Annotated in this window: 13 protein-coding genes; all 13 read left to right on the forward strand. The window is 41.4% G+C overall.

Going from position 1 to position 12388, the window contains the following annotated elements; all coding sequences use genetic code 11:
- Positions 1-95 precede the first annotated feature (95 nt).
- The 13 genes from der (at position 96) to HWX64_RS19680 (ending at position 12294) form a co-directional block, all read left to right on the forward strand.
- Entirely contained in the window at positions 96-1406 is a 1311-nt protein-coding gene (gene der / locus HWX64_RS19620; RefSeq protein ID WP_175991195.1) for a ribosome biogenesis GTPase Der, read from the forward strand.
- Positions 1407-1422: 16 nt separating this feature from the next.
- Positions 1423-2466, forward strand: coding sequence for an NAD(P)H-dependent glycerol-3-phosphate dehydrogenase (locus HWX64_RS19625; protein ID WP_175991196.1), 1044 nt, complete (start codon positions 1423-1425; stop codon positions 2464-2466).
- A 302-nt stretch (positions 2467-2768) separates the two neighbouring features.
- Complete coding sequence (locus HWX64_RS19630; protein WP_175991197.1) at positions 2769-2966, forward strand: DUF2768 domain-containing protein; 198 nt, start codon at positions 2769-2771, stop codon at positions 2964-2966.
- A gap of 23 nt (positions 2967-2989) precedes the next feature.
- Positions 2990-3700 (forward strand): hypothetical protein, encoded by a 711-nt coding sequence (locus tag HWX64_RS19635; protein WP_254871216.1) that lies wholly within the window; start codon positions 2990-2992, stop codon positions 3698-3700.
- A gap of 250 nt (positions 3701-3950) precedes the next feature.
- Positions 3951-5429 carry a stage IV sporulation protein A gene (spoIVA, locus tag HWX64_RS19640; RefSeq protein WP_175991198.1) on the forward strand — a complete coding sequence of 493 codons (1479 nt, stop codon included), beginning with the start codon at positions 3951-3953 and terminating at the stop codon, positions 5427-5429.
- Between the two features lie 683 nt (positions 5430-6112).
- The gene (locus HWX64_RS19645; protein ID WP_032087878.1) at positions 6113-6385 is read left to right on the forward strand and encodes an HU family DNA-binding protein; all 273 of its coding nucleotides are present in this window, start codon (positions 6113-6115) and stop codon (positions 6383-6385) included.
- Between the two features lie 540 nt (positions 6386-6925).
- Positions 6926-7492, forward strand: coding sequence for a GTP cyclohydrolase I FolE (folE, locus tag HWX64_RS19650; protein WP_175991199.1), 567 nt, complete (start codon positions 6926-6928; stop codon positions 7490-7492).
- 11 nt (positions 7493-7503) lie between these two features.
- Complete coding sequence (gene mtrB, locus HWX64_RS19655; RefSeq protein ID WP_175991200.1) at positions 7504-7734, forward strand: trp RNA-binding attenuation protein MtrB; 231 nt, start codon at positions 7504-7506, stop codon at positions 7732-7734.
- Positions 7735-7956: 222 nt separating this feature from the next.
- A complete protein-coding gene (locus tag HWX64_RS19660) occupies positions 7957-8766 on the forward strand; it encodes a heptaprenyl diphosphate synthase component 1 (RefSeq protein ID WP_175991201.1) in 810 nt (269 codons plus the stop codon).
- A gap of 5 nt (positions 8767-8771) precedes the next feature.
- Entirely contained in the window at positions 8772-9476 is a 705-nt protein-coding gene (locus HWX64_RS19665; protein ID WP_175991202.1) for a demethylmenaquinone methyltransferase, read from the forward strand.
- A gap of 34 nt (positions 9477-9510) precedes the next feature.
- Positions 9511-10473, forward strand: a complete 963-nt coding sequence (gene hepT, locus HWX64_RS19670) for a heptaprenyl diphosphate synthase component II (protein WP_175991203.1) — start codon at positions 9511-9513, stop codon at positions 10471-10473.
- Between the two features lie 103 nt (positions 10474-10576).
- Positions 10577-11023 carry a nucleoside-diphosphate kinase gene (gene ndk, locus HWX64_RS19675; protein ID WP_175991204.1) on the forward strand — a complete coding sequence of 149 codons (447 nt, stop codon included), beginning with the start codon at positions 10577-10579 and terminating at the stop codon, positions 11021-11023.
- 497 nt (positions 11024-11520) lie between these two features.
- Positions 11521-12294 (forward strand): protein-glutamate O-methyltransferase CheR, encoded by a 774-nt coding sequence (locus HWX64_RS19680; RefSeq protein WP_175991205.1) that lies wholly within the window; start codon positions 11521-11523, stop codon positions 12292-12294.
- Positions 12295-12388: the final 94 nt, after the last annotated feature.

The raw sequence follows: 12388 nt of genomic DNA on the forward strand, positions 1-12388 counted from the left end.
TTATTGAGAATGTATGTAACTTGAAACAGTGGAAATGAAAAGGCTTAAAGGATAATGAATGAACCATAAGCTTCTTCAAGAAAGGGTGAAAAAGAGTGTCTAAACCAGTTGTTGCAATCGTAGGGCGTCCCAATGTTGGTAAGTCCACGATTTTTAATAGGATTGTCGGAGAAAGAATATCGATTGTAGAGGATGTTCCCGGAGTTACAAGGGATCGTATATACAGTTCAGCAGAATGGCTGACTCATGAATTTAATATTATTGACACGGGTGGTATCGAGTTAGGAAATGAGCCGTTCCTTGATCAAATCAGACAACAGGCAGAAATTGCGATTGATGAAGCAGATGTCATCATTTTCCTCACCAATGGCCGTGAAGGGGTGACAGCTGCAGATGAAATCGTGGCGAAAATTCTTTACCGTTCAAACAAACCTGTAGTTCTCGGCGTCAATAAGATTGATAATCCAGAAATGAGGGAAATGGTATATGATTTCTACTCATTGGGATTTGGGGAGCCATTCCCGATTTCAGGTTCTCACGGACTTGGATTAGGGGATCTGCTTGACGAAGCTGCTAAGCATTTTAAAAAGGAAGATGACGAAGAATATGGTGAAGAAGTCATTAAATTTTCACTGATCGGACGCCCGAATGTTGGTAAATCATCCTTGGTGAATGCATTATTAGGGGAAGACCGTGTCATCGTCAGTAATGTTGCCGGTACGACCCGGGATGCAATAGATTCTTCCTACACGTATGATGGACAAGAGTATGTCATCATTGATACTGCCGGAATGAGAAAGAAAGGTAAAGTGTATGAAACAACTGAAAAATACAGTGTATTAAGAGCCCTGAGAGCCATTGAGCGTTCTGATGTTGTCCTTGTTGTGATTGACGGTGAAGAAGGAATAATAGAACAGGACAAGAAAATTGCAGGCTATGCCCATGATGCAGGCCGTGCAGTCGTGATCGTGGTGAATAAGTGGGATGCTGTTGAAAAAGATGAGAAAACAATGAATAAATGGGAACAAAACATTCGTGATCATTTTCAATTCCTTGATTATGCACCGATCATCTTCCTGTCTGCAAAAACGAAGAAGAGGATTCATACGCTGCTCCCTGTCATTAACATGGCGAGTGAAAACCATGCATTGCGAGTCCAGTCAAGCGTCCTGAATGAAGTAGTCATGGATGCAGTGGCAATGAATCCGACTCCTACGGATAATGGCAAGAGACTAAGAATTTATTATGCAACTCAAGTAGCGGTCAAACCGCCGACTTTTGTTGTTTTTGTCAATGACCCTGAATTGATGCATTTTTCTTATGAACGATTCCTGGAAAATAGAATTCGTGATGCATTCGGGTTTGAAGGGACTCCTATTCGTATTATCGCCCGTGCAAGAAAATAATAAGGTAGGTGTAAAAATGAAAAATTCTCGAAAAGTGACGGTTATCGGTGCAGGAAGCTGGGGTACGGCTCTTGCCATGGTATTGGCAGACAACGACCGTGAAGTCAGGCTGTGGGGACATAAAGCAGAACAAATAAAAGAAATTAACGAACAACATACGAATCATAAATACTTAAAGGATGTAAAGCTTCCTGAAAGTATCATAGGTTATTCTGACATGAAAGAATCACTTGGTGGGATCGATACCATCATATTAGCAGTCCCTACAAAAGCAATCCGGCAGGTGCTGGGGCAGATTCAAGAGGTGCAAAGTAATCCTTTAACGATCGTGCATGTGAGTAAGGGGATTGAACCTGACAGCCTTTTAAGGATCTCTGAAATCATAGAAGATGAAATGGAACCAGGTAATCTGCGTTCTGTCGTCGTTCTTTCAGGACCGAGTCATGCCGAAGAAGTAAGCTTAAGGCATCCAACAACCGTGACGGTGTCATCTGAAGATATGAAGTCTGCCGAAGAAGTCCAGGATCTTTTCATGAACCAGAATTTTAGAGTTTACACGAATCCTGATATGCTTGGTGTTGAAATTGGCGGGGCCTTAAAAAACATCATTGCTCTTGCTGCCGGAATCACTGACGGACTGGGGTATGGTGATAATGCCAAGGCTGCCCTGATTACGAGGGGACTAGCTGAAATTGCAAGGTTAGGGACCAAAATGGGGGCTAACCCGCTCACTTTCTCCGGATTGGCAGGTATCGGCGATTTAATCGTTACTTGTACCAGTGTTCACTCCAGAAACTGGAGAGCGGGGAATATGCTTGGAAAAGGGCATAAACTCCAGGAAGTACTCGACAACATGGGCATGGTGGTGGAAGGTGTCCGAACAACGAAAGCAGGGCATCAGCTCGCCCAAAAATACGATGTGAAGATGCCGATTACAAACGCACTGTACGATGTATTATTTAATGATGTGGAAGCAAAAGAAGCGGTCGATCATTTAATGTCACGGGGAAAGACAAATGAAATGGAAGATTTGGTGAATATATTGGGCGAACGCTCATAGTCCGATAAAAATCTTACAATAATAGGCATTAGAGGATGCGAAAGGCGGAACCCGTGCATACACTGTGATGAATATATACAGCTTTGCCTATGGATGGGTAGGTCTCTTTCAGTCATTAGAGCAACTCATGAGCCTGGAAAAAATCATTATTTCAATGATTCCGGGTTCTTGGGTCGCTCTTCTTTTATGTAATGCAATCATTTAGTGGATGTTTCGAAGTACCAATCTGACATTTTATTGAACAAGCCTTCTTTTAGAAACGACTTGTGATATAATACATTCGATAACAGGAGGGATGTACCATGACTTCTATGATGAAAATGTGGATATCATTTGCATCAATGGGCTTTATGTTTCTTGCAATTTTAATGATTTATTTCAGCCGCTATAAAATCAAACAAAAATTCATTCGTTTTATTACTGCTTTTATGGCATACATACTGATGATAGCAGGCGGACTCATGATGATCTATATCGTCTTCAGCGGTCCAACCTATTAAGAAGCGAAAGGAAGTTTTGCAGATTGAAACGTGTTGCTTTAACCGGAATGCTCCTTATCATAACTATGACACTACTATCAGGCTGTCTTTATCCTGAGGAGAAACTCAGTCAGAACCAAATTCCATATGACAACCAGGTCAAAGCTGTTCAAGAAGCTGTCGAGCGATACCAAACAGATAATAACGGGCTCCTGCCGATCAAGACAAGAGACAAGGATACACCGATTTATCAAAAATATCCAATCGACTTTCGGAAGATCGCGCCTCAGTATCTATCAGAAATTCCAGGTAATGCATTTGAGAACGGCGGGATATTTCAATATGTCTTAACAGATGTAGAGGAAAACCCGACTGTGAAGATATTTGATCTCCGGATGGCCGAAAAAATAAGGGAAATCAAAATAAGGATCAAAGCTCAAGGCTACCCTCCTTTTAAAGAGCAGGTGGCTCATAACGTATATAAATTAAACTATGAAAAGATAGGATTGGATGGAGAAGTGTATGTGGACAGCCCTTATTCAAATAAGAAGCTTCCACTTGTGATAAACGGGAGTGGAGAAATCTTCGTAGACTACTCGATGGATTTATATGAAAAGCTCCAATCAACGGATCAACCAATCAAAGAAGGGAAGGACATACGTTCATTGCTGACGGAGGATTCGTTGTTTGTTCCAGCATATTCCCTTCCTTATACCCTTGACGAAAAGAAAGAACCCGTCTTTATGACAAAATAGGCATAACCCTTTTCTTGCAAAATATATTGTAGGAGAAGGGTTATTATTTTTATGTCATCCTTTATAGGGAGTTTTCATCAAATTCAACTGAACATAATTGCTGCGACATAATAAATTCAATTCATAGTCATAAGGAGGTAAAAAAATCATATTAATAGTCATAAGTCATTAGGACAACATCATAAATATAAAATGTGAGGCAGAATACACGGATGAAACATCCCTGGAATATAAGATGGGAGGGAATCTCTTGGAAAGAGTCGATCTATTCAAAGACATTGCTGAAAGAACTGGCGGAGATATCTATTTAGGTGTGGTGGGAGCAGTAAGAACAGGTAAATCAACCTTCATCAAGAAGTTTATGGAGCTTGTTGTCCTTCCTAATATCGCAAGTGAGTCAGAACGGGCAAGAGCACAGGATGAACTGCCGCAAAGTGCTGCAGGAAAGACAATCATGACAACGGAACCTAAATTCGTTCCTAACCAGGCAATATCGGTGCATGTGGACGAGGGGTTGGAAGTAAATGTAAGATTAGTAGACTGTGTCGGCTACACCGTACCTGGTGCGAAGGGTTACGAAGATGAAAATGGCCCTAGGATGATCAATACCCCTTGGTATGAGGAACCTATCCCTTTTCATGAAGCAGCTGAAATCGGCACAAGGAAAGTTATTCAGGAGCACTCAACGATCGGTGTGGTGGTCACGACGGATGGCTCGATCGGGGAAATAGGAAGAAGTGACTATATCGAAGCAGAGGAAAGAGTCATCGAGGAATTAAAAGAAGTTGGTAAACCATTTATCATGGTCATCAACTCCGCGAGACCTCATGCCACTGAAACGGAAGAGCTGAGAGTGAAGCTGCAGGAGAAATATGATATCCCGGTTCTGGCGATGAGTGTGGAAAGTATGAGGGATTCAGATGTGCTGAATGTACTGCGTGAAGCACTGTTCGAATTCCCTGTACTTGAAGTGAATGTGAATTTACCGAGCTGGGTCATGGTATTAAAAGAAGAACATTGGCTGCGACAAAATTACCAGGAAGCAGTGAAAGAAACGGTCAAGGATATCAAGCGCCTGCGGGACGTGGACCGCGTCGTCCACTACTTCAGTGAGTTCGAGCATATTGAAAGAGCGGGCCTTGCAGGTATTGATATGGGTCAGGGGATTGCGGAGATCGATTTATATGCCCCGGATGAGCTCTATGATGAAGTCTTAAAAGAAATCGTAGGGGTGGAAATACGAGGTAAGGATCACTTGCTGGAACTCATGCAGGACTTCGCTCATGCGAAAGCAGAATATGACCAGATTTCCGACGCCCTGAGGATGGTAAAGCAGACAGGGTACGGAATCGCTGCACCTTCACTTAATGACATGAGTCTGGATGAGCCGGAAATCATTCGTCAGGGATCAAGATTCGGTGTAAGCCTGAAAGCAGTAGCACCTTCGATTCACATGATCAAGGTGGATGTACAATCCAAATTTGAACCGATCATCGGTACAGAAAAACAAAGCGAAGAACTCGTACGCTACTTGATGCAGGACTTTGAAGATGATCCGCTTTCGATTTGGAACTCCGATATCTTTGGAAGAAGCTTAAGCTCCATCGTAAGGGAAGGCATCTCAGCCAAACTCTCGCTAATGCCTGAAAATGCCCGATACAAACTGAAAGACACACTCGAAAGAATCATCAACGAAGGCTCCGGCGGACTGATCGCTATCATCCTATAAACTCTTTTAGACTCTCTTTAGGGGGGTCTTTTTTTTATTGATTAAGCTTTGGGGAGTACATTATACAACAGAGAAGGCTCAGAATTTGTTGAACCAGGTGATGTGATGTTCCTGAATAGGTTATTTGGAAGAATAGAGACATAATAAAATGTTCTCAGCGGTTGATTGGAGTGCAAGACGAAGCTCCTGCGGGAAGAGTAGCTAATGTGAGACCCCACAGGAGCAGAGCGACGAGGAGGCTCACGGGCTATCCGCGGAAAGCGAAGTCTTGCACGGAAATCAATAGCGGCAATCGAAGGGGAACGCTTGAATATAATAAACTTTTTCGCCAGTCATGTTTAACTCTATAAAGGAATGGGAACTGTTTAAGAGCAACGGGGGTGATGAAACGCTTACATCAATAAGAAACACTTCAAGAAATAGCAATATAAAGGGAAAAAGAGGAGATTCTATTACATTTATGTATCAAATAAGAAAAGATTCCCATTATTTCTTGATTTATTCTTGCTAAGCCCATTCTATTGTGATAATCTTTTAACAGAATTGTTGTTGAATATTGATTCAGCAACGTTTTCAAGCGATTTTTCTATGCTTTATGTATAGAATCCGCTAAAGTTGTTTACTAATGATATTAAAGTAAATGAATCATGACTGAGACATTTCCTTGGGAGGAGGTGAATGGCATGAACAAGACAGAATTAATCAATGCTGTTGCAGAAGCTGCTGAGCTATCTAAGAAGGACGCTACTAAAGCGGTTGACGCTGTTTTCGATACAATTCAAGAATCACTTGCAAATGGTGATAAAGTACAATTAATCGGATTCGGTAACTTCGAAGTACGTGAGCGTGCAGCCCGTAAAGGTCGCAACCCACAAACAGGTGAAGAGATCGAAATCTCAGCAAGCAAAGTACCTGCTTTCAAACCAGGTAAAGCGCTTAAAGAAGCTGTAAAATAATTACATACTTTGAGCGTTAGGAAAAGGCCGCATATCATGCGGTCTTTTTTTCTTTCTTGAAAACTAGTCTTACATTAGTATGTTCATATCCATTATCATTATGTTGATAAACTTAAATCATATTCACTATTTTAAAGTGTGTATTTGAATATTATAGTTTACAGCTGTTGATTGGAGTGCAAGACGAAGACTCCTGCGGGAAAAGCGAGACAGGTGAGACTTGTCCAGCTCCGGGGCTTAGAGGCACATGTCATAAGTCAAATCGTCCAAGAAGGCAAAGAACGCCTTCTTGGACGATTCGCCTTATGCCAACCGCCTCTGAGCAAAGCCCCTCCGCTTTTCTAACCCGCAGGAGCATCTGCGAGGAGGAGGCTCACCGGCCGCCCGCGGAAAGCGAAGTCTTGCACGGAAATTAACAGCGGTGATTGAATGTGATTTTTTTAAAACTTCTAAAACACTAGGCTTTGATGAGATTATTGGCTTATGCTAATATTAACAATGTTAGTTTATTTTTTTAAGTGATAGTAGGAGGACAACATAATGGCAGAAGTCAATCATAGCCAAATAGAAGAAGCAGTGCGTTTAATACTTGAAGCAATAGGAGAAAATCCTAATAGAGAAGGGCTTTTGGATACGCCTAAACGCGTTGCGAAAATGTATGCAGAAGTTTTCTCTGGAATAGATCATGATCCTAAAGAATATTTTGAAACCATTTTCAGTGAAGACCACGAAGAGCTGGTCCTTGTTAAAGATATCCCTTTTTATTCAATGTGTGAACACCACCTGGTCCCTTTCTATGGAAAAGCACATGTTGCGTATGTACCCCGGAATGGAAGGGTCACCGGTCTGAGTAAGCTGGCAAGAGCTGTTGAATCAGTTGCGAGAAGACCTCAGCTTCAAGAAAGGATTACCTCAACGGTAGCTGATTCCATTATGGAAACCCTAGAACCATATGGTGTCATGGTGGTTGTGGAGGCAGAACATATGTGCATGACGATGAGAGGGGTTAAGAAACCTGGATCGAGCACAGTGACGACCGCAGTGCGCGGGACATTCAAAGAGGATCCACAAGCGCGGAACGAAGTGCTTTCATTTATTAAGAAGTAACAAGTACAGGAGTGGGTGTAATGAATTCAAATGATTATGTGGTTATTAAGGCCGCTGAAGACGGCGTTAACGTAATCGGTCTCACACGGGGAACGGATACGCGCTTTCATCATTCCGAAAAGCTGGATAAAGGTGAAGTGATGATTGCTCAATTTACTGATCATACTTCTGCCATCAAGGTGAGAGGGAAGGCTACGATTCTGACCAGTTATGGTGAAATAGAAAGTGAAAACAAAAAATAGCATTAGACAGGCGGGACGAACCAAGAACCATTATTCTTAGTCGTCCCCTTTATTATATGGGATTCACCATCTGGCCTACTCCGAAAAAATGAGATGGCAGGTGAAATCTTTGAGAAATGATATGGGGATAGTCGATGACTCCCTATTTATGAAAGTTTTATGGTATAATGTTTATTGCTGAAATTTATCGTGTGAAACATAGTAGAAATGGGGAAATAGGGTATGAAATTCACTGATTACAATCATCAAGCGAATATCATTCATCAATACATAGAAGAGCAGCTGCACCATTCTTATTTAAAGGAGTATATCGATCAGCCTTTTATTGATCGTAATCGCATCAACTATCTGCTTCTTCCATTTATGAATGGTCAGCGAATGATCACTCAACAGGAAATGAAGTGGATTTCTACTGCTATGTTTTTACATGTTGCCCTTGAGACCCATGAGAAGGTGACAATTTCCGAACAGGATTCTCTAAAAGAAAGACAGTTAACCGTGCTTGCAGGAGTTTATTTTAGCAGTCTTTATTATAAAACGCTTGCAGATACTGAGGACGTCGGGCTGATCGAAGCTTTATCGAGCGCAATTAAGAAAATAAATGAATGTAAGATATCGATGTACAAAGAAGAGTGCACTTCAGTCGAAGAATTGATGGAATATGTAAGGATTATCGAAACGTCCATTTTTACACATTTCTATGAATTCTTTCATCAGAAAGACTGGGTTTCTCTTCTTTCAGACACTTTTTTATATAATAGACTCTTACAAGAACGCTATGCACATTTGAATTCACAGGACACCATCTTCAGCAATGCTCTTGCATCTGTTCTGAAGCACTCGGAAGAGCGGGTGGAAGATCATCACATATTGTCCGCCATTGACCACACAATGGATAAGATCCAAAAAGATATAGAAGTTCAGTTAGATAAGAGTGATCCGGTGCCTACTGGGGTCAAAGAGTTATTTGTTGAATTTCTTCCTTTCACTGAGCCTCTTGCTACTACGAAATTATATGCGGAAGAAGGGTAATTGTTATGCAGCAGTCGAAAGAACAAAAAGTTCATGGCGTTTTTGAAAAGATTTATTCAAACTATGACAAAATGAACTCAGTAATCAGTTTCCAACAGCATAAAAAATGGCGGAAAGAAACGATGAAGTATATGAGTGTGCAGGAAGGATCCAAAGCTCTTGATGTGTGCTGCGGGACGGCAGACTGGACGCTTGCACTTGGTGAAGAGGTGCGGGAAGAAGGAAAAGTATTTGGATTGGACTTCAGTCAAAATATGCTGTCGATCGGTAAAGAGAAAGTAAAAGAATCTCCGTTAAACAATATTGAGCTAATTCACGGTAATGCAATGGAGCTGCCTTTTGAAGACAATACATTCGATTATGTCACGATCGGATTTGGATTGAGAAATGTTCCCGACTACTTACAAGTCTTGAAAGAAATGAATCGTGTATTGAAGCCGGGCGGAATGGCTGTTTGCCTTGAAACATCACAGCCCACCATGTTTGGATTCAAGCAGCTTTACTACATGTACTTTAGATTTATCATGCCTGTGTTTGGAAGGATCTTTGCAAAAAGTTTTACGGAATATTCCTGGCTTCAGGAATCCGCGAGGGACTTTCCCGGAATGAAGGAGTTGGCTGACTTGTTTAAAGAGGCCGGCTTCAAAGATATATACTTTAAACCATATAGCGGCGGAGTGGCTGCCATGCATGTTGGATATAAGAAATAGAAATTCGTAAATCAGTAAACTGGGTGGATTAACTATGAAGCTAAATAGGATTTATTCCTTTCTAAAAACAGACATAGACCAAATTGAAAAGGAACTTGAGTCAGCAATCGAGTCGGATTCCCGTCTTTTGAATCAAGCATCTCTTCACCTTCTGCAAGCGGGCGGAAAACGAATCCGTCCCGTTTTTGTCTTGCTTTCAGCAAAATTCGGGGATTACGATATTGACAAGGTGAAAAATGCCGCTGTTGCCTTGGAACTGATTCATATGGCCTCCCTGGTCCATGATGATGTGATTGATGACGCTGAATTAAGAAGAGGGAGACCAACGATAAAAGCGCAGTGGGATAACAGGATCGCCATGTACACCGGTGATTACATTTTTGCCCGGGGACTGGAATATATGACTAATATAAAAAATCCAGAAGCACATCAGATCCTTTCCCATACCATAGTGGAACTTTGTAAAGGTGAAATTGCACAAATTAAAGATAAGTACCGCTACGATCAAAATCTGAGGGACTATTTATTAAGGATTAAACGTAAGACCGCTTTATTGATTGCAGTCAGTTGTCAGTTGGGGGCCATTGCCTCAGGAGCCCCGGAAGAAGTACATAGAAGATTGTTCCGCTTTGGATACAATGTTGGAATGAGCTTTCAAATTACAGATGACATTTTAGATCTGACAGCAAGCGAAGAGGAATTAGGAAAGCCTGCCGGCAGTGATCTTTGGCAGGGGAACATCACCCTGCCGATTTTGTATGCGATGGAAAACCCTGCTCTAAAAGCTCAAATCGAACGTGTTTCGGAGAACACTACTGCAGATGAAATGAAGACGGTGATTTCATCCATCCTTTCTTCTGATGCCATCGAACGCTCACATCGGGTCAGCAGAATGTATCTTGATAGAGCATTAAGAGATTTAGAGTTATTACCTCAGAACCGGGTCAAGAAGACATTGAAGAATATTGCAAACTTTATAGGTAAGAGAAAATATTAAGAAAATTTAAAATGGAAACGTTGCCAAAACCCCTAAACAGTGTTAATATTTTTCGTGGGACGTCCTCGGACAGACTATACATACATAATTAGGAGTGGGGAAGATGGAAAAAACGTTTTTAATGGTAAAGCCAGACGGCGTACAAAGAGGGTTAATCGGTGATATCGTATCACGTTTCGAGAAAAAGGGCTTCCAATTAGTCGGAGCTAAGCTTATGAGCATCTCTACTGAGCTTGCTGAAGAACATTATGGTGAACATAAAGAAAGACCTTTCTTTGGAGAACTTGTCGAATTCATTACTTCTGGTCCTGTTTTTGCTATGGTATGGCAAGGTGAAGATGTCATCTCTACAGCACGTGGAATGATGGGTGCGACAAACCCTAAAGATGCTGCAACAGGAACAATTCGCGGTGACTTCGGTCTGACTGTCGGAAAGAACATCATCCACGGTTCGGATTCTCCTGAAAGCGCTGTAAGAGAAATCGGTCTATTCTTCAAAGAAGAAGAGCTTGTTGAATATTCAAAACTAATGAACGAGTGGATCTACTAATCCACACTTCCTATATATGGGTAAAAAGACAAGTCAGAGATGGCTTGTCTTTTTGTATGGCTGAGTTATAGCTTATAACTCGTATTCCGAGTGAAAATCAATGAACCCGTTTACTCAAGTTTTATATTATGGAACTTTAATATTAACAATTTCCATCTCCGTTCGATATATCTTATATACATACATAATTCAGTCTGGCCTAGTTGACCTTACTGGTGTAGTTAACTGGTTCTAGCTGTTGATTGGAGTGCAAGACGAAGACTCCTAATGGAAAAGCGGAGGGGCTTTGCCCAGAAGCGTGTGGCATAAGACGAATCGGCCATGAAGGCGGTCTTTGCCTTCTTGGTCGGTTTGGCTTATGACATTTGCTTCTAAGCCCTGTAGCTGGACAGTTCCACCCCTTGCCGAGGAGGCTCACGGGTCACCCGCGGAAAGCGAAGTCTTGCACGGAATCGGCCAGCGGGGTTTAACAGAGCTTGCAGAGAGAGTGACTAAGAATGGTAAATGATTATGCTGATTTTATTCTAGGAGTAAAAAGAAAAACAGGAATTGATTTATCTCTTTATAAAGAAGCACAAATGAAAAGAAGACTGACAGCACTGTATGAAAAAAAGGGGTTCACAAGCTTTCAGGAATATTATAAGTCAATCAGCTCGGATGATGAACATATGGCGGAATTTTTGGACAGGATGACCATCAATGTTTCTGAGTTCTACCGGAATTATAAAAGGTGGGAAGTCCTGGAGACAAGAATCCTGCCAAGGATCTTAGGGGATAAGAAAACATTAAAAGTATGGAGTGCAGCTTGTTCCACTGGTGAAGAACCTTACACTTTAGCCATGATGCTTTCAGATTACCTTCCATTGTCCAATCTTAAAATACTGGCGACAGATTTGGATGGTAATGCACTTCAGCGAGCCAAGAATGCAATATATCCAGAACGTTCTTTAGCTGAAGTCCCTGCTGAAATCAAACGAAAGTTCTTCAAGATGGAAGGCTCTCTATATAAAGTAGATGAGGGAATCAGGAATGCTGTTACGTTCAAGCAGCAAAACCTGTTGGCTGATAGGTTCGACCAAGATTTTGATTTGATCGTATGCCGGAATGTATTGATTTATTTTACAGAAGAAGCGAAGGATATCCTGTATAAAAAATTCAATGCTTCCCTGAAGACGGGAGGTGTATTCTTCGTAGGGAGTACAGAGCAGATTTTTAACCCGGGACAATATGGATTCCAATCGGAGGATACATTCTTTTATAAAAAAGTTTGATGTAATGACGGTGAATGTAAGGCTTGCAGCGCACAGATGCGAAGCTTTATGTTTCATCGTTTTTTTATTTGAATTTTTTATTCACATATGGATA

Source organism: Bacillus sp. Marseille-Q1617 (genome assembly GCF_903645295.1).
In the GTDB taxonomy this organism is placed as follows: Bacteria; Bacillota; Bacilli; order Bacillales; family Bacillaceae_B; genus Rossellomorea.

What these genes read in the sequence shown, in the direction of transcription:
- HWX64_RS19625 (WP_175991196.1), top strand. Translation starts at nt 1,423, where the DNA reads ATGAAAAATTCTCGAAAAGTGACGGTTATCGGTGCAGGAAGCTGGGGT.
- HWX64_RS19630 (WP_175991197.1), top strand. Translation starts at nt 2,769, where the DNA reads ATGACTTCTATGATGAAAATGTGGATATCATTTGCATCAATGGGCTTT.
- HWX64_RS19645 (WP_032087878.1), top strand. Translation starts at nt 6,113, where the DNA reads ATGAACAAGACAGAATTAATCAATGCTGTTGCAGAAGCTGCTGAGCTA.
- folE (WP_175991199.1), top strand. Translation starts at nt 6,926, where the DNA reads ATGGCAGAAGTCAATCATAGCCAAATAGAAGAAGCAGTGCGTTTAATA.
- HWX64_RS19660 (WP_175991201.1), top strand. Translation starts at nt 7,957, where the DNA reads ATGAAATTCACTGATTACAATCATCAAGCGAATATCATTCATCAATAC.
- HWX64_RS19665 (WP_175991202.1), top strand. Translation starts at nt 8,772, where the DNA reads ATGCAGCAGTCGAAAGAACAAAAAGTTCATGGCGTTTTTGAAAAGATT.
- hepT (WP_175991203.1), top strand. Translation starts at nt 9,511, where the DNA reads ATGAAGCTAAATAGGATTTATTCCTTTCTAAAAACAGACATAGACCAA.
- ndk (WP_175991204.1), top strand. Translation starts at nt 10,577, where the DNA reads ATGGAAAAAACGTTTTTAATGGTAAAGCCAGACGGCGTACAAAGAGGG.
- HWX64_RS19680 (WP_175991205.1), top strand. Translation starts at nt 11,521, where the DNA reads ATGGTAAATGATTATGCTGATTTTATTCTAGGAGTAAAAAGAAAAACA.